Below are 19,727 nucleotides of genomic sequence, written 5' to 3'. Positions count from 1 at the left end.
GGAGCCCATTAACCATGATTGAGCGTCAGCGTCGCACCAAGATCCTTGCCACCCTCGGACCGGCGACCGACCCGCCGGGCGTGCTGGAGGATCTCTTCCGCGCCGGCGTGAACGTGGTTCGCCTCAACTTCAGTCACGGTGACCCCTCCGGCCAGGCCAAGCGCGCTGCCGATGTGCGCGCCGCCGCCGCCCGCGTGGGCGTGGAAGTGGGCATCCTGGCCGATCTGCCGGGCCCGAAGATCCGTATCGAGCGTTTCGCCGAAGGCAAGATCAAGCTCAAGGCGGGCGACCGCTTCGACCTGGTCGCCTCGGCCACCCCGCCGCCGGGCGACACCACCCAGGTCGGCGTGAGCTACCTCGGTCTGCCGCAGGACGTGGTGGCCGGTGACGTGCTGCTGCTCGACGATGGCCTGATGCAGCTGCAGGTGATCGAAGTGCAGGGCGAGCGCATCATCAACACGGTGCTCAACGATGGCGTGCTGTCCGACCGCAAGGGCCTGAACAAGCAGGGCGGTGGCCTGTCGCTGGGCGCGCTGACCGAGCGCGACAAAGAACTGATCGGCATCGTGGCCAAGATCGGCGTGGATTTCATCGCCGTCTCCTTCTGCCGCAACGCGCAGGACATGAACGACGCGCGCGAGATCGCCGAGTCGCACGGCTGCTACGCCGCGCTGGTCTCCAAGATCGAGCGCACCGAAGCGATCGAGAACCTCGAAGAGATCGTCGACGCCAGTGACGTGGTCATGGTCGCGCGTGGCGATCTGGGCGTGGAAATCGGCGATGCCGAACTGCCGGGCCTGCAGAAGAAGATCATCAAGGCCTCGCTGGCGCAGAACAAGGTGGTGATCACCGCCACCCAGATGCTGCAGTCGATGGTCGAAAGCCCGATCCCGACCCGCGCCGAAGTGCTGGACGTGGCCAACTCGGTCATCGACGGTACCGATGCGGTGATGCTCTCGGCCGAAACCGCCGCTGGCATGTACCCGGTCAAGGCGGTCGAAGCGATGGCGCGTATCTGCCTCGGTGCCGAACGCCAGTTCCAGACCGAGACCGACTTCGGCGCCTCGCCGCGCAACCTGGAACGTGCCGACCAGGCGATCGCCATGGCCACCATGTTCCTGTCCCAGCACGTGGGCGTGCGCGCGATCGTGGCGATGACCGAATCCGGTGGCACCGCGCGTTACCTGTCGCGCTTCCGTGCCTCGGCACCGGTGTTCGCGGTGACCCGCCATGACGGCGCCCGCCGCCAGATGGCGCTGATGCGCGATGTGTTCCCGATCAACTTCGACAGCCGCGGCCTGACCCCGCGCGAAGCCGCGCGCGGCAGCATCCGCCTGCTGTTCGAAGCGAACCAGCTGCAGAGCGGCGACCGCGTCGTCTTCACCAGCGGTGAGCACATGGAAACCCATGGCGCCACCAACACGCTGCGCCTGCTGGAAGTGGGCGAAGACGGCCGTGCGAGCGGCCTGGGCGAACTCTAACCGACCCACCCCGCAAGACCCGGACCCGCGTGGCCTCACGGCCGCGCGGGTTCGTCGTTTCAGATGGAATCGTTTCCAGATTCCGTGGACGGTCAGTTCACGGGAGGCGGGGTCTATAATTGGGGTTTTCCCGCACCCGCCACAGGAAGTACATGAGCATCGAACAGCTGGCTGAAACCGCACAGGCCATGGTCGCCCCGGGCAAGGGCATCATCGCGATCGACGAATCCACCGGCACCATCGGCAAGCGCTTCGCCAGCGTGGGCCTGGAGAACACCGAGGAGAACCGTCGCGCCTACCGCGAACTGCTGCTCACCACGCCCAAGCTGAACGAGCACATCTCCGGCGCGATCCTGTACGACGAGACCATCCGTCAGTCCACCAAGGATGGCGTCCCGTTCGCCAAGTACATGGCGGCCCAGGGCATCATCCCGGGCATCAAGGTCGACAAGGGCGCCCATGCCCTGGCCGGCTGCCCGGGCGAACTGGTCACCGAAGGCCTGGATGGCCTGCGCGAGCGCCTGCAGGAGTACTACAAGCTGGGTGCGCGCTTCGCCAAGTGGCGTGCAGTCATCAACATCGGTGAAAGCATCCCGTCGGGCACCTGCATCGAGTCCAACGCCCACGCGCTGGCCCGTTATGCGGCGCTGTGCCAGGAATGCGGCCTGGTGCCGATGGTCGAGCCGGAAGTGATCATGGACGGCGACCACGACATCGAGACCTGCTACGAAGTCACCGAAGCCACCCTGCGTTCGCTGTTCGACGCGCTGTACCAGCAGAACGTGCTGCTGGAAGGCACCATCCTGAAGGCCTCGATGGTCATCTCCGGCAAGGGCTGCGAAGAGCAGGCCGACGTCGAGGAAGTGGCCGAGTCGACCGTGATGTGCCTCAAGAGCACCGTGCCGGCGATCCTGCCGGGCGTGGTGTTCCTGTCCGGTGGCCAGAGCGATGAGCAGTCCACCGCGCATCTGAATGCCATGAACCAGATGGGCAACCTGCCGTGGCCGCTGAGCTTCTCCTACGGCCGCGCCATGCAGCAGGCTGCGTTGAAGCTGTGGGCCAAGGACACCAAGGCGAACGTTGCCAAGGCGCAGCAGACGATCTTCGATCGCGCCAAGGAAAACGGCCAGGCTGCCCTGGGCAAGTGGAACGGCTGATTCACGCCTGACCAGCCTCAACGAAAACGCCGGCCTTGGGCCGGCGTTTTTGTTTGCGCGGTGGTTTGCTCAGTGCGCCGCCGCCGGCGGCAACCCGAGCGCCAGCGGCGCGAAGATCGCCGAGGTTGACGGCTCGACCGGCTGCCCCAGCGCGGCCAGCGCCGACTGGTAGGCCTTGTACGTCGCCGCGTTGTACGCCACCAGGATGATCCGGCGCGGCTGGCGATGCGAGCGCTGCCACGTAAGGGTCTCGGTGGCGGCGATGTGCGCGGCCTGGTGCAGCGGATAGCCGAACACGCCGCAGCTGATCGCCGGGAAGGCGATCGATTCCAGATCCAGTTTTTCGGCCAGCTGCAGCGATTTCCAGTAGCAGTTGGCCAGCAGCGCCGGCTCGTCGCGCAGACCGTCCTGCCAGACCGGGCCGACGGTGTGGAACACATGCTTCGCCGGCAGCTCGAACGCTGGCGTCTCGCGCACTTCGCCGGTCGGGCAGCGCATGCCCGGGCGGATCTCCGGCAGGGCGCGACAGGCCTCCAGCAGCTGAGGGCCGGCCGCACGATGGATCGCGCCGTCCACGCCACCACCGCCGAGCAGGGATTCGTTGGCCGCATTGACGATCGCATCCACCGCCAGGGTCGTGATGTCGCCCTGCCACACTTCGATCTTCATGCGTACCGCTCCTTACTGACTGTTACCGGGTCCATACAACGGAATGACGTGCCTGACCTGCACGTTACCCGGCAGGACATCTAGGCTGCGTCATCGTCGTCTCAGGCAGTGCGACCCGCCCGAGCGCTGGCTGACCTTCACACGATGCCGCCGGATCGCTTCACCGCAGATGAAGCGCCCCATGCAAAACGCCCGCCGATGTGGGCGGGCGCTTCGTTCCTACGGACCAACGGGCAGATCAGGGCAGACCGGCCAGCCAGTCGTCGTCGGAGCCTTCGTTGATATCGGCAAACAGCGGGGTGGAGAAGTAGCGCTCGCCGGTGTCGGGCAGCATCGCCAGGATCACCGCGCCGGGTGCGGCCTTGGCAGCGATGTCCAGCGCGCTGGCGACCGTGGCACCGGCCGAGATGCCGACGAAGATGCCTTCCTCGGCCGCCAGCCGGCGCGAGGTCTCGATCGCGCGGGCGTCGTCGATGGTCAGCAGTTCATCGTAGACACCGCGGTTGAGGACCTCCGGCACGAAGTCCGGGGTCCAGCCCTGGATCTTGTGCGGCTTCCACTCATCGCCTTTGAGCAGGGCGGCGCCTTCCGGCTCGGTGGCAACGATGCGCGTCTCCGGGCGGGCCACTTTGAGCACCTCGCCGACGCCGGTCAGGGTGCCGCCGGTGCCCCAGCCCGTGACGAAGTAGTCCAGCCGCTTGCCGGCGAAGTCGCGCAGGATTTCCGGTGCGGTGGTGTTGCGGTGATACGCAGGATTGGCCGGGTTCGCGAACTGGCTGGCCAGGAACCAGCCATGTTCCTCGGCCAGTTCCTTCGCCCGGCGCACCATGCCCGAGCCGCGCTCGGCGGCCGGGGTCAGGATCACCTTGGCGCCATAGGCGCGCATGAGCTTGCGGCGCTCGATCGAGAAGGTCTCCACCATCGTGGCCACGAACTTGTAGCCGCGCGCGGCGGCCACCATCGCCAGCGCCACGCCGGTGTTGCCCGAGGTCGCTTCCACGATGGTATCGCCGGGCTTGAGCAGGCCCTTGGCTTCGGCGTCGAGAATGATCGCCAGCGCCAGTCGGTCCTTGACAGAGCCGCCGGGGTTGAACGACTCGACCTTGGCATACAGGGTGACGTGCTCGGGGGCGAGACGGTGCAGGCGCACCACCGGGGTGTTGCCGATGGTGTCCAGGATGGAGTCGTACAGGGCCATGGGGATGCTCCGGAGAAGTCGTTGCCGCCCGGGGGCCGTGCGGCAGGGGGAAAGGGTCGGGCCGGTGGCGGCGCAAGGCGCCCGCGCGCGGCCGGGCCGGGGTCGGTCAGACCGTACCGCTGGCATATGACCGCGCGAAATGACCTGATTACCTTCTTAAACAACGTTTGGTTATAAGCTGGTGACGGCATTTGCCCTACAGTCGGATGGCCCCCTCTCCATGCGCCGTATCGCCCGCCCATGACGCTGACCCAACTTCGCTACCTGGTCGCCATCGCCGACGCCGAGCTGAACATCACGCTGGCGGCGTCCCGTGTGCACGCCACCCAGCCCGGCCTGTCCAAGCAGCTCAAGCAGCTGGAGGATGAACTCGGCTTTCTCCTGTTCGTGCGCAAGGGTCGCAGCCTGGAAGCGGTGACCCCGGCCGGCGTGGAAGTGATCGGCCGCGCCCGCGCCGTGCTTGGCGAGGCCAACAACATCCGCACGTATGCCGCCAACCAGCGCCGTGAAAGCCAGGGCCAGCTGGTGCTCACCACCACCCATACCCAGGCGCGCTTCGTGCTGCCGCCGGCGGTGGCGCGGATCAAGCAGGCCTACCCGCAGGTCAGCGTGCATCTGCAGCAGGCTGCCGAAAGCGACGCGCTGGACCTGCTCAGCCAGGGCGACGCGGACATCGCCATCATCAGCACCGCCGGCGGTGAACCCACTGCCGGCCTGGCCATTCCGCTGTACCGCTGGCGTCGGCTGGTGCTGGTGCCGCGCGGGCACGCGCTGGACCGCCCGGGCGCCGCGCCGGACCTGCAGGCGCTCGCCAGCCACCCGCTGATCAGCTACGAATCCTCCACCCGCGGCAGCTCCTCGCTGCAGCGCGCCTTCGCCAGCGCCGGGCTGACCCCGGACATCGCCTTGACCGCCCTCGATGCGGACCTGATCAAGACGTATGTGCGCACCGGTCTTGGCGTGGGCCTGCTGGCGGAAATGGCGGTCAACGCCAGCGATGAAGACCTGCGGTCCTGGCCGGCCCCGACGCCGATCGACGAGTGCATCGCCTGGGCGGTGCTGCCGCGTGACCGCGTGCTGCGCGATTACGCGCTGGAGCTGGTGCACGTGCTCGCCCCGCAGATCGATACCCGCGACCTGCGCCGGGTGATCGACGGCAACCAGGAAGCCAACTGGCCGCTGCCGCCGACGTGGGAATCGCTGACGCAGACCATCACCGTCTAGCGACGGTGATGGCTGCCCGCGCATTCCCCCTCTACCCCGCGCCGTTGGCGCGCCCCCTTCAACAGAAGGGGGCTTTTCTCCAGAGCGGTTGAGGGGGTCGGTGGGCGCTTCGAAAGGGCCAATGCGACGGTTGGTCGCAGGGCTTCGGGTCGGCCGGCCAACGCTCGGGCGCTACCATGACGGGGTGAACGTCCGCCGTCGCCCGTATGCCGTCTTTCTGCAGCTTGCCTTCGTGGCGACGTTGCTGATGGCGCTGGCGCCGCTGGTCAGCCGCTGGCAACAGGCGCATGCCGAGGCGCCGGTGATGCTGATGCCGACCGGCATGACCCACGCGATGCCCGTGCCGCCCGATGCCCACGCCGGGCACGACATGCCGCACGACATCGCGCGGCGCGACGTGCACCACCACGGCATGCAGCAGCACGACATGGCGCGCCATGACATGGCGATGCAGCCCATGCCGATGCACGCCCTGCCAAGCGCCCACGACACCCCCGCATCGTCGCCACCGATGAGCGAGCATGCCGGGCACGGCGATGCCTGCGAGTACTGCATGATGGCCTCGCGGCTGATGCCGTGGCTGGCGGTGCTGATCCTGCTGCTGCCGGCGCTGCCGGTCATCGCACCACGCGTCCTGCGCGCGGTGGGCACGCCACGCAGCCTGCGCTGGCCGGCCCACGCCGCGCGCGGCCCCCCCGCGCTCTCCTGAGACCACCGCCCTTTCTGCCCGTGTCGCCGTGATGGCGGCGCGTGCCTGCGTGCTTTTCTGGAGTTCCACCATGACTGTTTCTTCCCGCAGCGCGGGCGCACTGACGCGCCTGTCTGTTTCCCTGTCGCTGGCCCTGGTCGCGCTGCCGCTGCATGCCGCCAACGACGACGCCCGTACGCTCGATACGCTGGTGGTCACCGCCACCGCGCCCTCCTCGCCGCTGCACTGGGTCACCGATCCGCGCCTGCCGCGGCAGCCGGTGCCGGCCAGCGATGGCGCTGACTATCTGAAGACGGTTCCCGGCTTCTCGGCGATCCGCAACGGCGGCACCAACGGCGATCCGGTGCTGCGTGGCATGTTCGGTTCGCGCCTGAACATCGTCAGCAACGAAGGCAATCTGATCGGTGCCTGTCCCTCGCGCATGGACAACCCGCTGTCCTACATCGCCCCGGAAACCTTCGATCGGCTGACCATCATCAAGGGGCCGCAGAGCGTGCGCTGGGGTGCCGGTGCCTCGGCCGGCACGGTGCGCTTCGAGCGCGATACCCCGCGTTTCGATCAGCCGGGCGTGGATATCAACGCCAGCGCGCTGGTCGGCTCGCGCAACCGCAACGACCAGGTGCTGGATCTCACCGCCGGCGCTTCGCCGGGCTATGTGCGGGTCAACGGCAACCGCTCCGAATCGGAGGACTACAAGGACGGCAACGGGGATGTAGTGCCCTCCAGGTGGCGTAAGTGGAACAGCGATGTCGCCGTCGGCTGGACGCCCGATGCCGATACCGTGCTGGAGCTGTCGGCCGGCACCGGCGATGCGATCGCGCGCTACGCCGGTCGCGGCATGGATGGCGCCTCGTTCAAGCGCACCAGCTACGCTGCGCGCTTCGAAAAGGACAATCTGCCGGGTGCATGGGACCGGCTGCAGGCGAACCTGTACTACAACGACGCCGACCACGTGATGGACAACTACACGCTGCGCACGCCGAACCCGGCCAGCAGCATGCCGATGCCGATGGGCTCCAATGTCGACCGTCGCACCACCGGGGGCCGCATCGCATCGGAATGGCGCTGGCAGGACATCGCCATCGTGGCCGGCGTGGACGCGCAGGACAGCCGTCACCGCAGCCGCAATGCCATGGGGCGCAACACGTACCGGGAGCAGCCGTGGCGCACCGATGCGCGCTTCGGGAATCTGGGGGCGTTCACCGAGATCACCCTGGGCGAGGGCACTGCCCAGCGCTGGGTGGGTGGCCTGCGCATGGACCGTGCCGAGGTGAAGGACGAGCGCGCCACCAGCGGCATGATGGCGATGCCGAATCCGACTGCCGGGCAGACCCGGCGCGAGAATCTCGGCAGCGGTTTTGTCCGGTTCGAGCGTGATATCGCCCCCGCACTGACCTGGTACGCCGGTATCGGTCATAGCGAGCGCATGCCCGACTACTGGGAACTGTTCTCGCCGACGCTCGGCCCGGCCGGCGCGGTCAACGCCTTCACCGGTGTGCAGCCGGAAAAAACCACCCAGCTCGATCTGGGTCTGCAGTACCGCACTGATCGCCTCAACGCCTGGGTCTCGGCGTATGCCGGGCGCATCCAGGACTACATCCTGTTCACCTACCGCGACGGCGGCATGATGGGCAGCACCAGCCAGGCCAGCAATGTCGATGCGCGCATTGCCGGCGCCGAGGCGGGCGTGGAGTGGCAGCTGGCGCAGCAGTGGAAACTCGGCGGCACGCTGGCCTATGCCTGGGGCCAGAACCGCAGTGATGGCGGCGCACTGCCGCAGATGCCGCCGCTGGAAGCCCGGCTCAGCACCGTCTGGGAACGCGAGCGCTGGACCGTGGGGGCGCTGGCACGCGCGGTCTCGCGTCAGGGCCGGGTCGCGGCGGGGCAGGGCAACGTGGTCGCCCGCGATCTCGGCCCCAGCGCCGGCTTCGCCACCCTGGCCGTGAACGCCAGCTACCGGGTCAACGAGGCGCTCCTGGTCAGTGCAGGCGTGGACAACCTGTTCGACCGCGCCTACAGCGAGCATCTGAACCTGGCCGGCAGCGCCGATTTCGGCTTCCCGGCCGATCCGGTGCGTATCAACGAACCCGGCCGTACCGCCTGGCTGAAAGTGAATTATCGGTACTGAGCACGTTGGCCGGGCGGGGGACATCTCGCCCGCCCGGCGCCCGCTGCCGCCGGGGCCGACACCCCGGCGCGTGCCGCGCACTTCGACATGCGTCGATACATGGCGATACATCCTGCGCAGGCCCCAGCACGGAAAGGCCTTCGCCCGTCACCGGCAGATGTGAAGAGGCCGGTAAACGCTTGGCACATATGCCCCGGCTCGACCCCTCTATACACTCGGCGGTCGAGAAACAACCGGGATTGCATTACATGTTGGGACGCATCGCAGCGCGCTTCGCCGCTGGCATCGCCTTGGTCGCTTTGGCTGGGTGTGGCAGCAAAGACGAGGCCGCTCGCCGGCAGGCAGACGCCGTACCGGTCACCACCCAGGTGGTGAAGGCTTCGGCATGGAGCGACACGCTGCAGGCCCTGGGCACGGCCAAGGCGCGCGAGTCGGTGACGGTCACCGCCAAGGTCAGCGAAATCATCGAAACGGTGCACTTCGAAAGTGGCCAGCAGGTCAGTGCCGGCACGCCGCTGGTGACCCTGCGCGGGCAAGCCCAGGAAGCTGCGCTGCTGCAGGCCCAGGCCACGTTCCTGGAAGCCGACCAGCTGTACAAGCGCCAGCGCGAACTCGCCGCCCAGCAGCTGGTGGCCAGCTCCACGCTGGACACGCAGCGCGCCATCCGCGATGCCGCTGACGCCCGCGTGCGCGAAATGCAGTCCGACATCGGCGACCGCCGGGTACGCGCGCCGTTCGCCGGCGTGCTGGGCATCCGTCAGGTCAGCGCCGGTTCGCTGGTCACCCCCAGCACCGCGATCACCACCCTGGATGACATCGAGCGCATGCACGTGGACTTCCAGGTGCCCGAAGCCGAGCTGGCTTCGCTGAGCACCGGTGACAAGGTCAACGCGACCAGCGTGGCGTATCCGGGCCGCAACTTCGAAGGCCAGGTCGCCACCATCGATACCCGCGTGGATCCGGGCACGCGTGCGGTCACCGTGCGCGCGGATTTCATCAATGCCGATCACGCACTGCGCCCAGGCATGCTGCTGGATGTGCGCATGTTCCGCCCCGAGCGCCAGGCGCTGGTCATCCCTGAAATCGCGGTGGTGCAGGTCGGGCGCGATTCCTACGTGTTCCGGGTCACGCCGGACCAGGTCGTGGAGCGCGTGGACATCACCGCCGGCGCGCGCCGCAGCGGCGTGGTCGAAATCCGTGAGGGGCTCGCCGCCGGCGACCGCATCGTGGTGGACGGCACCGGCAAGCTGCGCCCGGGGCTGAAGATCCAGGCCGAAGAAGCTGCGCCGGTCGCGCCGATCGCGCCGGCCGCCGCTACGACGGCCGAACCGGACACTGCCGGATGAAGCTCTCCGACGTTTCCATCCAGCGGCCGGTCTTCGCCGTGGTGATGAGCCTGCTGCTGGTCGTGCTGGGCTTCATGTCATTCACACGCTTGACCCTGCGCGAACTGCCTGCGATCGATCCGCCCATCGTCTCGGTCTCGGTCGATTACACCGGCGCGTCGGCAGCGGTCATCGAAAGCCGCATCACCCAGGTGCTGGAAGATGCGCTGGCCGGCATCGAAGGCATCGATACGATCAACGCGCGCAGCTCCAACGGGCGCTCGCAGGTCAGTATCGAATTCACCTCCAACCGCGATATCGAAGCGGCCGCCAACGACGTGCGCGATGCGGTCAGCCGCGTTGCCGACCGCATGCCCGAAGAGGCGCGGCCGCCGGAAATCGCCAAGGTCGAGAGCGACGCCGATCCCATCATCTGGCTCAACATGAGCTCGACCTCGATGGATACGCTGGAGCTGAGCGACTACGCCGACCGCTACATCGTCGACCGCTTCTCCAGCCTCGATGGCGTTGCCCAGGTGCGTATCGGTGGCCGCCAGCGCTATGCGATGCGGATCTGGCTGGACCGCGACCAGCTCGCCGCGCGCGGCCTGACCGTGGGCGATGTGGAAAGTGCACTGCGCAACGAGAACGTGGAACTGCCGGCCGGCCGCATCGAATCGGCCGACCGCGATTTCACCCTGCGCGTGGAGCGCAACTACGTCAAACCGGAAGACTTCGCCGGCATTCCGCTGGGCAAGGGCGCCGATGGGTACGTCGTGCGCATGGGCGATGTCGCCAAGATCGAACTGGCCTCGTCCGAACGCCGCGCGTACTACCGCAGCAACGGTGAGCCGAACATCGGCCTGGGCATCGTCAAGACCTCCACCGCCAACGCGCTGGATGTCGCCCGCGAAGCGCGCGCCGAAGCCGACCGGATCAGCAGCACGCTGCCCGAAGGCACCCGCATCTTCGTGGCCTTCGACAACACCACCTTCATCGAGGCCGCGGTCGATCGCGTCTACGCCACGCTGGTCGAGGCGATGCTGCTGGTGCTGGCGGTGATCTGGCTGTTCCTGGGCAGTTTCCGCGCGGCGTTGATTCCCGCGGTAACGGTGCCGGTCTGCCTGATCGCGGCCTTCATCGCGCTGTATGCCTTCGGGTTCTCGATTAACCTGCTGACCCTGCTCGCGCTGGTGCTGTGTATCGGCCTGGTGGTGGATGACGCCATCGTGGTGGTGGAGAACGTGCAACGCCGTATCGATCTGGGCGAGCCGCCGCTGGTCGCCTCCAAGCGCGGCACCACCCAGGTGGCGTTCGCGGTGATCGCCACCACCGCGGTGCTGGTCGCGGTGTTCCTGCCGGTCGGCTTCCTGGAAGGCAATACCGGCCGCCTGTTCCGCGAGCTGGCCGTGGCGCTGGCCGCGGCGGTGGCGCTGTCGGCGTTCGTGTCGCTCACGCTGACCCCGATGATGGCCTCCAAGCTGCTCAAGCCGCATACCGGCCAGGCACCGAAGGGCCTGCACGGGCTGATCAACCGCAACCTGGATCGGCTGTCGGCCGCCTACGGGCGCTTCCTGGAAGCGCACGTGACCCGCACCTGGGTCTACATCGTGGTGATGATCCTGTCGCTGCTGGCCAGCGCGCTGCTGCTCAAGGTGCTGCCGTCCGAGCTGGCCCCGGCCGAAGACCGTGGCTCCTTCCAGATCATGATCGATGGCCCGGAAGGTGCCGGCTTCGATTACACCGTCGGCCAGGTCCAGCAGGTCGAGAAGATCGTCTCCGGCTTCGTCGGCGAAGATGAGCCGATCGTGCGCGCCAACCCGCGCGTGCCCGGCGGCTGGGGCTCCAGCGAGGAAATGCACACCGGCCGCATCAGCGTGTTCCTGCAGCCCTGGCGCCAACGTGATGTCTCCACCCCGGATGTGGCGGCCGAGCTGCAGACCCACCTCAATGATCTGCGGGGCGTGCGCGTGCGCACCCAGGTCGGGGGTGGTCTGGTCCGCAGCCAGGGCCAGCCGTTCCAGATCGTGCTGGGTGGCCCGGAGTACGCGGAGATCGCGCAGTGGCGTGACCGCATGCTGCTGCGCATGGCCGACAACCCTGGCCTGGTCGGTGCGGACTCGGATTACAAGGAAACCCGCCCGCAGATGCGCGTGAACATCGATCGCCAGCGTGCGGCCGATCTGGGCGTATCGGTCACCGCGATCGGCAGCGCGCTGGAAACCATGATGGGCTCGCGCCGCGTCACCACCTTCGTCGACAACGGCGAGGAGTACGACGTGCTGGTCCAGGCCGGCCGCGACGGCCGCGCCTCGCCGTCGGATCTGGCCGCGATCCGCGTGCGCGCCAGTGGCGGCGAACTGGTCCCGCTGTCCAACCTGGTCACGCTCAGCGAAGTGGCCGAAGCCGGCAGCCTCAACCGCTTCAACCGGCTGCGCTCGATCACCATCAACGCCGGCCTGGCCCCGGGCTATCCGCTGGGCGAGGCCATCGCCTGGGCCCAGCAGGTGGCCAGCGAGGAGCTGCCACAGCATGCGCAGATCAGCTGGAAGGGCGAATCGCGCGAGTACCAGAACGCCGGCAGCGCCGTGCTGCTGACCTTCGCGATGGCCCTGCTGGTGGTGTTCCTGGTGCTGGCCGCACAGTTCGAGAGCTTCATCCACCCGCTGGTGATCATGCTCACCGTGCCGCTGGGCGTGCTCGGCGCGCTGCTGGGGCTGTATGTCAGTGGTGGCACGATCAACCTGTTCAGCCAGATCGGCATCGTGATGCTGGTGGGCCTGGCGGCCAAGAACGGCATCCTGATCGTGGAGTTCGCCAACCAGCTGCGCGATGAGGGCCGCAACGTGCACCAGGCCATCGTCGAATCGGCGATGGTGCGCCTGCGCCCGATCCTGATGACCTCCATCGCCACCGTGGTCGGTGCGATCCCGCTGGTGGTGGCCGGTGGCCCGGGTTCGGCCAGCCGCGGCACGATCGGCGTGGTGGTGATCTTCGGCGTGACCGTGTCCACCTTCCTGTCGCTGTTCGTGGTGCCGGCGTTCTACTCGCTGCTGGCCCCGTACACCCGCTCGCCGGAAGCCGTGGCGCGTGAACTGGCCCGCCAGGAAGCGGAAACCCCCTCGGTCGGCGGCCATGCCTGACCCGAATGGGCGGCATTGCCGCCCATTCATCGAAATTGCCACTACGCAGTCCGGCGCGGATCGTGGAGAATCGACCGGGTCCCAGCCGACGGGGACGTTCCTTTTGTTTCCGCCGACTGGAGAGAGCGCGTGGAAGAAGTAGTCAGTTTCATCAACGGGATCATCTGGAGCAAAGCCCTGATCTTCCTGTGTCTTGCCGCAGGCCTGTACTTCAGTGCCCGTACCCGTTTCATGCAGATCCGCGGGTTCGTGGAGATGTGCCGGCTCACCGTGCAGGGTGAGAAATCCGAGGCGGGCGTGTCTTCGTTCCAGGCGCTGGCCATGTCCATGGCCGGGCGCATGGGCATCGGCAACATCGCCGGTGTGGCCACCGCGATCGCCTTCGGTGGCCCTGGTGCGATCTTCTGGATGTGGGTGATGGGCTTCCTCGGTGCGTCCACCTCGTATGTGGAATGCACCCTGGCGCAGATCTACAAGACCAAGGATGCCGAAGGCCGCTACCGCGGTGGCCCGGCGTACTACATCGAAAAGGCCATGGGCCTGAAGTGGTACGCCTTGGCCTTCGCCGTGGCCACCATCATCGCCGCCGGCTTCCTGATGCCGGGCGTGCAGGCCAATGCCATCGCCGACAGCATCATCAATGCCTGCCGCGGCGGTGCGCTGTGCGGGCCACTGGATGGTCAGTTCATGGGCCTGGAATCGGTGCAGGCGCTCAAGCTGGGCATCGGCATCGTGGTCTCGTTGCTGCTGGCCGTGGTGATCTTCGGCGGCGTCAAGCGCATCGCCAACTTCGCCGAGGTGGTCGTTCCGTTCATGGCCGCCGCCTTCATCCTGATGGCCATCGTCATCATGATCATCAACTACGACCGCGTGCCGGACATGTTCCACACGGTGTTCAGCAGCGCCTTCGGTGCGCATGCCGCGTTCGGCGCGATGATGGGCCTGGCGGTGGAGTGGGGCGTCAAGCGCGGCATCTACGCCAACGAGGCCGGCCAGGGTACCGGCCCGCATGCGGCGGCCGCCTCGGAGGTTTCGCACCCGGCCAAGCAGGGCTACGTGCAGGCCTTCGCGATCTACTTCGACACCATGATGGTGTGCACCGCCACCGCGTTCCTGATCCTGGCCGCGGGCACCTACAACGTGTATTCCCCGGTCCCGGGCGGCGCACCCGTGTTCGCCGGCCTGGCCGGTGTCGCTGAAGGCGCGGGTTACGCCCAGGCGGCGGTGGAAACCGTCATCCCGGGCTTCGGCGCGGCCTTTGTGGCGATCGCGATCTTCTTCTTCGCCTTCACCACGATCATGGCCTATTACTACATGGCCGAGACCAACCTGACCTACGTCAACAACAACGCCAAGCGCCCGCTGACCGTCCTGCTGCTGCGCCTGGGCATCATCGGCATGGTGATCTTCGGTGCCTTCCACAATGCCGGCATGGCGTGGGCGCTGGGCGACATCGGCGTCGGCCTGATGGCGTGGTTGAACATCATCGCGATCCTGATCGTGCAGAAGCCGGCGATGCTGGCCCTGCGCGACTACGAACGTCAAAAGAAGCTCGGCCTGGATCCGACCTTCGACCCCGATGCACTTGGCATCAAGAACGCCGATTTCTGGCGTCAACGCAAGCTGGAGCTGTCCCGTAGTGAATGATCCCTGGAAGAATGCGCGCCGTCCGTCCTTGCGGCCGCCGCGCGCCACGCCGTTGCCGCCGCGCGAAGGTGGCACGCCGCCGCCGCCCGGCCGCGGCAACGACGAGCTGCGCCTGTACGGCTGGAATGCCGTGCAGGCACTGTTCGAGCATCGCCCGCAGGCGCTGCGCAAGCTGTACCTGACCGAGTCGCTGATCCCGCGCATGCAGCCGGTGCTGAAATGGTGCGTGGCCAACCGCGTCGGTTACCGTGTGGTGGAAGACGGCGATCTGAACAAGCTCGCCGCGACCACCCACCACGAGGGCCTGGTGGCTGACGTGCTGCGTGCGCCGATGCTGGAGCTGGACGAATGGCTGGCCACGTTGCCGGCCGGCGCGCCGGTGCTGGCGCTGTGGCTGGATGGCGTAGGCAACCCGCACAACTTCGGCGCGATCCTGCGCTCGGCGGCGCATTTCGGTGTGGCCGGGCTGCTGCTGCCGCCGGGGTCCACGCTGGCATTGTCCGGCGCGGCCGCGCGCGTGGCCGAAGGCGGCGCCGAGTCGGTGCCGCTGGTGCGTCTGCCGGAACTGCCCGAGGCGATGGCGCAGCTGCGCGCGGCCGGCATCGGCCTGGCGGCAACGCTGGTGGAGGGAGGCAAGGACCTGTTCGCCACGGAGCTGCCGCAACGCCTGGTCTATGTGATGGGTGCCGAGGGCGAGGGCATGGACCGCGATCTGGCCGACGACTGCGATCTGCAGGTGTCCATTCCCGGGTCCGGTGCCGTGGAAAGCCTCAACGTCGCTTCGGCGACGGCGGTGTTGTTGGCGCACTGGTACGGCAGCCGCTCGCGCTGATCGGAAGGTGTGCGTTTGTCGGGAACGGCGCGTTGCGCCGGACCCGCGGTGTGATCGGTTTCACCGAACGCGTCGTGACTACATCCGATTCGGATTTTCCGCATGGCGCTCGACGTGAGAACTGAGCACAGTGCGGGGTGGACGTTGTGCTGCGTAGATGAGGAGAGACATCCACGCAGTGCGACGGTCCGTTTCTCCGGACCGTGAAAGTAGTACGGCGCTCACCGCGTGGGGTGTGACGAATCCCGGTAGCCCGGTCGCATTGCGACCGGGTTTTTTTTTGTGCCGACCCACGGTCGGTACCTGCCGCCTGCGTGTCGGGATTACTCGTTCGGCGGCGTGGTCGGCTTGGCTTCGCTGCCGAAACTGCCGTCGGCCTCGGCGGCCAGATACGCGAACACCGTGTAGGCGGCGACGTTCTGCGCCAGCGCCGCCGGGTCGATCTTGTCCAGCGTGTCGTCGGCGGTGTGGTGCAGGTGGAAGTAGTCGCTGCCGTCCTGCGCCAGCCATGCCCACGCGCCGCCCTTGGCCGCCAGTGGACCCACGTCCGGGCCCGGGCCGCCCTTGTCGGCGGCGTACTCGATGCCCAGCGGCTTGAGCACCTCGGCGATCTGGCGGGTGGCCTCGCGCGAATTGGCCGGGTTCGGCGAGCCGGTGTTGAAGGCATAGATGCGGCCGGCACCGAAATCGCTTTCGGCGGCCAGCTGGTGCCGCACCACGTCCTTGGCATGTGCCTCGGCGTAGGCCTTGCCGCCGTACAGGCCCTGCTCCTCATTGGCGAACGCGACCACGCGGATCGTGCGCTTGGGCGCCTGCTTGAGCTGGCCGATCAGATGGCCAGCGGCCATGGTGATGCCCACGCCGGCCCCATCATCCACCGCGCCGGTGCCCAGGTCCCAGGAGTCGAGGTGACCGCCGATCACCACCACTTCCTTGGGCAGGCTGCGCCCGGTGATCTCGCCGATCACGTTGTGCGACGTGGCCGTACCATCCCAACCGCAATCCAGGCTCAGCTTCAGCGTGGTGCTGCCGAGCGCGACCAGGCGTGCCAGCTGGTTGGCATCGGGCACCGACAGCGCGGCGGCCGGCACCGGGGTCAGGCCGTCATCGAAGCGGGTGATGCCGGTGTGCGGCACGCGGTGCGAATCGGTGCCTGCCGAGCGCATCACGAAGCCGATCGCACCCTTGCGGATCGCCTCGGACGGGCCCTTGCTGCGCACGGCGCCACCGTTGCCGTAGTCGCGGCCATCGCGGTAGGCGGTCATCTGGTAATCGACGAAGGCGATCTTGCCCTTCAGCGAACCCTCCGGCGCGGCCTGCAGCGCGGCCAGATCGGCGAAGCGCACGACGTCGGCCTCCACCGTGCCGCCCGGGCTGCCGCCAAGGGCGGTGACCGTCAGCGGCTGGGCATGCTTGCCGATCACTTCGGCGTGCTCACTGCGGCGCTCCCACTTGGGGAAGGTGACCGGCTCGGTCCAGACCTTGTCGAAGCCCAGTGACTTGAACTTGGCCACCGCCCAGGCCACGGCGCGTGCGTCGGCTTCACTGCCGGCGATGCGCGGGCCGATCTCGGTGGTGAGCGATTCGACCACCTTCCAGCCGGTGTCGTCCTTGAGGGCCTGCTCGCGCAGCTCGGCGGCGGTGGCCAGCGACGTCGGCGGCAGCGTGGTGATACCGGTCGCCGCGAATGCGGGCGCGGCCAGCAGGGCGAGGGAAGATGCGATGGCAAGGACGCGGCGACGCATGGACGAACTCCGGGAAACGGGGCGGAAGCGTCCGAGCTTACCAGCCTCGCCGGCACGCACATGGGCGGTAGGTCATGTCCCGGCGGATACTGTTTTCCAAAAGCGAAAACCCCGCCAAAGCGGGGCTTTCGATCGGTAGTGCCGGCCGCTGGCCGGCTCCGCACGAGGCAGGATATCCGTGCTGCCGACGAGCGGCCGGCACTACCGGTGTTGCTGCCTCAGTGCTTGAGGTTGTCGCGGATCTCGCGCAGCAGCAGCACTTCTTCACTCGGCGCCGCCGGGGCGGCCGGCTCGGCCTGCTTCTTGCGCGCCAGGCGGTTGATGAACTTCACGACCATGAAGATCGCAAAGGCCACAATCACGAACTGCACCACGGTGTTGAGGAAATCACCGTAGCCGATCACCACCGCCGGAATCTCTTTGCCATCGGCGGCAATCCGCGCCGGGGCCAGGGTCCAGGCCAGCTCGGAGAAGTCCACGCGGCCGATCATCCAGCCCAGCGGCGGCATGATGATCTTGTCCACCAGCGCGGTGACGATCTTGCCGAACGCCGCACCGATGACCACACCAACCGCCAGGTCGATGACGTTGCCACGCATGGCGAATTCTTTGAACTCAGTCAGTACACCCATCGGGCTCTCCTGTCGTAGTGGGGGAATCAAATGACGCCGCAGCGTAACGCAGCGATTGTCATCCGGCGATGATGCCGTGGCGCTCGGCCACGTTCTCCAGGCGTGCACTGAAACGGTCGCCCGGCTTCAATGCGGCCACGCCCGAGGGCGTACCCATGAAGACCAGGTCGCCTGCGCGCAACGCCCACAGCTTGGAGAGCTCGTGCAGGATCTCCGGCACGTTCCAGATCATCTGGTCCAGCAGTGATTGCTGACGCACCTCGCCATTGATCTCCAGCGACAGATTGAGGGCGGCCAGATCGCCGACTTCACCGGCCGGCACCAGCTCGCTCACCGGCGCGGACTGATCAAAGCCCTTGGCCGGATCCCACGGGTGGCCCTTGGCCTTGGCCTGCGCCTGCAGATCGCGGCGGGTCAGGTCCAGGCCGACGCCATAGCCGAACACCAGCGCCTCGGCCTGATCGACGGGCAGCTCGCCGGCAGGGGCGTCCTTGCCGATCGCCACCACCAGTTCCACCTCATGGTGCAGGTCCTGGGTGGCGAGCGGGTAGGGGATCACATCGTCATGCCCGACCACGATCGCATCGGCCGGCTTGCTGAAGAACATCGGGCGGCCGCGATCATCGGCGGCCGGCACGGCCGCACCCATTTCGCGCGCGTGATCAGCGAAGTTGCGGCCGACACAGTAGATGCGACGCACCGGGAAGGTACCGCCGCCGGCGACCGGAATTCGGGGCTGCTCGGGCGTGGGAATTACATCGGTCATGCGCGCGTCCTGTGGAGAGGTTTCGCCGCAGTCTAGAGCGTTTTCCCGCCGCCACAAACAGAAACGGCCGCGCAGGGCGCGGCCGTCATCAGGAGGAATGCGCGTCGATCAACGCGACATCGGCAAGGCCTGCTTGCGGACCACCCGGTATTCGCCGTCCACGACCTGCGACGGAACGGTGCGCGCACTCTTGCGCTGGGCGAGCAGCTTCCATGCCAGACCGGCGATGATCATCGCCGCGCCCACGAACACACCCACGAACACCAGCGCGGCCAGGATCGCCAGGCCCAACAGACCGACCGCAACGCGCACCAACGGGTGGCGCGGCTTGCGCGGCGCGAACAGGGCACGGAACTGGTTGAACTGGAAGATGCGGCTGTACATGGCACTCTTTTTGGCTGAGGTCAGCAGTGGACGAGTATCCGTGCTGGCCTTTGTGATTGAGTGAAAAAAGCGTTAAACGTACCCCGCGCGCATTGCAAATCAATGACTTGTATTCATCCGGGAGCCAGTGACATGAGCGCGTGAGACACTGTGCCTCCACTGCCTGCTGTCTGGATGCCATGTCCCACCCTGAGTCCACCGCCACCGCCCTCATTGCCCTGGATGCCATGGCCGACGGGGGTTTCGCCGAAACCGATGCCAGCATTGAGGGCGACAGCGAATCGGTGGTGTTGTATCGCGAGGGCGACCAGGTGCGCGCGTGGCTGAACATCTGCCCGCACGCCGGCCGCCGGTTGGACTGGGCCCCGGGGCAGTTCCTGAAAAGCAAGGACGGCCACCTGGTGTGCGCGGCGCACGGCGCCTCATTCTCGCTGGACAACGGCGACTGCGTGGCCGGGCCGTGCCGCGGTGATCGCCTGCGCGCGGTGCCGGTGCAGGTGCGCGACGGCCAGGTCTGGCTGGCGTGACAACGACCGGTGGGTCTCCAGCCCACGGGTAGGTAGCGAGCGTTGGTCGCTACGCCTTCAATGCCGGCCAGCGACCGGTAGTGGGGGGGGGGGGGGGGGGGGGGGGGGTGGGGAAGCGAAAAGGGGGGGGGGGTGCCGGGGCGCCCGCAACAGAGCGAAA

General features: G+C 67.5%; 16 protein-coding genes. 10 read left to right on the top strand and 6 right to left on the bottom strand.

Features of this window, described 5'->3' with window-relative positions:
• Positions 1-14 precede the first annotated feature (14 nt).
• Both pyk and ABE472_RS14865 read left to right on the top strand, forming a co-directional pair.
• Positions 15-1,481: a pyruvate kinase gene (gene pyk, locus ABE472_RS14870; protein ID WP_123730337.1), complete on the top strand. Its 1,467-nt coding sequence runs from the start codon at positions 15-17 to the stop codon at positions 1,479-1,481.
• 152 nt (positions 1,482-1,633) lie between these two features.
• Positions 1,634-2,638 (top strand): class I fructose-bisphosphate aldolase, encoded by a 1,005-nt coding sequence (locus ABE472_RS14865; protein WP_121039354.1) that lies wholly within the window; start codon positions 1,634-1,636, stop codon positions 2,636-2,638.
• A gap of 69 nt (positions 2,639-2,707) precedes the next feature.
• On the opposite strand, the gene ABE472_RS14860 is transcribed toward ABE472_RS14865, so the two are convergent.
• Positions 2,708-3,307: an O-acetyl-ADP-ribose deacetylase gene (locus ABE472_RS14860; protein ID WP_313210039.1), complete on the bottom strand. Its 600-nt coding sequence runs from the start codon at positions 3,305-3,307 to the stop codon at positions 2,708-2,710.
• A 238-nt stretch (positions 3,308-3,545) separates the two neighbouring features.
• On the bottom strand, positions 3,546-4,505 hold the full coding sequence (gene cysK, locus ABE472_RS14855; RefSeq protein WP_121039348.1) for a cysteine synthase A: 960 nt from the start codon (positions 4,503-4,505) through the stop codon (positions 3,546-3,548).
• 240 nt (positions 4,506-4,745) lie between these two features.
• Between cysK and ABE472_RS14850 the strand changes: the two genes are divergently transcribed.
• From ABE472_RS14850 to ABE472_RS14820, 7 genes are all read left to right on the top strand, one after another.
• The gene (locus tag ABE472_RS14850) at positions 4,746-5,729 is read left to right on the top strand and encodes a LysR family transcriptional regulator (RefSeq protein WP_313219690.1); all 984 of its coding nucleotides are present in this window, start codon (positions 4,746-4,748) and stop codon (positions 5,727-5,729) included.
• A 184-nt stretch (positions 5,730-5,913) separates the two neighbouring features.
• Positions 5,914-6,438 carry a hypothetical protein gene (locus tag ABE472_RS14845; protein ID WP_346466532.1) on the top strand — a complete coding sequence of 175 codons (525 nt, stop codon included), beginning with the start codon at positions 5,914-5,916 and terminating at the stop codon, positions 6,436-6,438.
• 70 nt (positions 6,439-6,508) lie between these two features.
• Positions 6,509-8,566, top strand: a complete 2,058-nt coding sequence (locus tag ABE472_RS14840) for a TonB-dependent copper receptor (RefSeq protein WP_346466531.1) — start codon at positions 6,509-6,511, stop codon at positions 8,564-8,566.
• A gap of 248 nt (positions 8,567-8,814) precedes the next feature.
• Positions 8,815-9,912: an efflux RND transporter periplasmic adaptor subunit gene (locus tag ABE472_RS14835; protein WP_346466530.1), complete on the top strand. Its 1,098-nt coding sequence runs from the start codon at positions 8,815-8,817 to the stop codon at positions 9,910-9,912.
• Positions 9,909-13,034 carry an efflux RND transporter permease subunit gene (locus ABE472_RS14830; protein WP_313210047.1) on the top strand — a complete coding sequence of 1,042 codons (3,126 nt, stop codon included), beginning with the start codon at positions 9,909-9,911 and terminating at the stop codon, positions 13,032-13,034. The genes ABE472_RS14835 and ABE472_RS14830 overlap by 4 nt, the downstream gene beginning before the upstream one ends.
• Positions 13,035-13,163: 129 nt before the next feature.
• Positions 13,164-14,681, top strand: coding sequence for an alanine/glycine:cation symporter family protein (locus ABE472_RS14825; RefSeq protein ID WP_102788179.1), 1,518 nt, complete (start codon positions 13,164-13,166; stop codon positions 14,679-14,681).
• Positions 14,674-15,513: a TrmH family RNA methyltransferase gene (locus ABE472_RS14820; RefSeq protein WP_346466529.1), complete on the top strand. Its 840-nt coding sequence runs from the start codon at positions 14,674-14,676 to the stop codon at positions 15,511-15,513. The genes ABE472_RS14825 and ABE472_RS14820 overlap by 8 nt, the downstream gene beginning before the upstream one ends.
• Before the next feature lie 323 nt (positions 15,514-15,836).
• Here ABE472_RS14820 and ABE472_RS14815 read toward each other — a convergent pair whose 3' ends face one another.
• The 4 genes from ABE472_RS14815 to ABE472_RS14800 all read right to left on the bottom strand — a co-directional run bounded on the left by ABE472_RS14815 (position 15,837) and on the right by ABE472_RS14800 (position 19,040).
• A complete protein-coding gene (locus tag ABE472_RS14815; protein WP_102788178.1) occupies positions 15,837-17,258 on the bottom strand; it encodes a M28 family peptidase in 1,422 nt (473 codons plus the stop codon).
• 218 nt (positions 17,259-17,476) lie between these two features.
• Positions 17,477-17,890, bottom strand: coding sequence for a large-conductance mechanosensitive channel protein MscL (gene mscL, locus ABE472_RS14810; RefSeq protein WP_121039325.1), 414 nt, complete (start codon positions 17,888-17,890; stop codon positions 17,477-17,479).
• 58 nt (positions 17,891-17,948) lie between these two features.
• A complete protein-coding gene (locus ABE472_RS14805; RefSeq protein ID WP_019183922.1) occupies positions 17,949-18,656 on the bottom strand; it encodes a fumarylacetoacetate hydrolase family protein in 708 nt (235 codons plus the stop codon).
• A gap of 108 nt (positions 18,657-18,764) precedes the next feature.
• On the bottom strand, positions 18,765-19,040 hold the full coding sequence (locus ABE472_RS14800) for a hypothetical protein (protein WP_121039319.1): 276 nt from the start codon (positions 19,038-19,040) through the stop codon (positions 18,765-18,767).
• A gap of 179 nt (positions 19,041-19,219) precedes the next feature.
• On the opposite strand from ABE472_RS14800, the gene ABE472_RS14795 reads away from it, so the two are divergent.
• On the top strand, positions 19,220-19,567 hold the full coding sequence (locus tag ABE472_RS14795; protein ID WP_346464003.1) for a Rieske (2Fe-2S) protein: 348 nt from the start codon (positions 19,220-19,222) through the stop codon (positions 19,565-19,567).
• Positions 19,568-19,727 lie beyond the last annotated feature (160 nt).

Source organism: Stenotrophomonas sp. TWI809, assembly GCF_039673205.1.
GTDB lineage: Bacteria > Pseudomonadota > Gammaproteobacteria > Xanthomonadales > Xanthomonadaceae > Stenotrophomonas.
The sequence above is the reverse complement of the archived record's forward strand: the minus strand, read 5'-3'. Positions and strand labels throughout refer to the sequence as shown.

Bases quoted from the DNA above. Each gene is read 5' to 3' on its own strand.
- ABE472_RS14805 (WP_019183922.1), bottom strand. From the start codon at position 18,656: ATGACCGATGTAATTCCCACGCCCGAGCAGCCCCGAATTCCGGTCGCC.
- ABE472_RS14835 (WP_346466530.1), top strand. From the start codon at position 8,815: ATGTTGGGACGCATCGCAGCGCGCTTCGCCGCTGGCATCGCCTTGGTC.
- mscL (WP_121039325.1), bottom strand. From the start codon at position 17,890: ATGGGTGTACTGACTGAGTTCAAAGAATTCGCCATGCGTGGCAACGTC.
- pyk (WP_123730337.1), top strand. From the start codon at position 15: ATGATTGAGCGTCAGCGTCGCACCAAGATCCTTGCCACCCTCGGACCG.
- ABE472_RS14795 (WP_346464003.1), top strand. From the start codon at position 19,220: ATGTCCCACCCTGAGTCCACCGCCACCGCCCTCATTGCCCTGGATGCC.
- ABE472_RS14830 (WP_313210047.1), top strand. From the start codon at position 9,909: ATGAAGCTCTCCGACGTTTCCATCCAGCGGCCGGTCTTCGCCGTGGTG.
- ABE472_RS14800 (WP_121039319.1), bottom strand. From the start codon at position 19,040: ATGTACAGCCGCATCTTCCAGTTCAACCAGTTCCGTGCCCTGTTCGCG.
- ABE472_RS14815 (WP_102788178.1), bottom strand. From the start codon at position 17,258: ATGCGTCGCCGCGTCCTTGCCATCGCATCTTCCCTCGCCCTGCTGGCC.
- ABE472_RS14865 (WP_121039354.1), top strand. From the start codon at position 1,634: ATGAGCATCGAACAGCTGGCTGAAACCGCACAGGCCATGGTCGCCCCG.
- cysK (WP_121039348.1), bottom strand. From the start codon at position 4,505: ATGGCCCTGTACGACTCCATCCTGGACACCATCGGCAACACCCCGGTG.
- ABE472_RS14860 (WP_313210039.1), bottom strand. From the start codon at position 3,307: ATGAAGATCGAAGTGTGGCAGGGCGACATCACGACCCTGGCGGTGGAT.
- ABE472_RS14850 (WP_313219690.1), top strand. From the start codon at position 4,746: ATGACGCTGACCCAACTTCGCTACCTGGTCGCCATCGCCGACGCCGAG.
- ABE472_RS14840 (WP_346466531.1), top strand. From the start codon at position 6,509: ATGACTGTTTCTTCCCGCAGCGCGGGCGCACTGACGCGCCTGTCTGTT.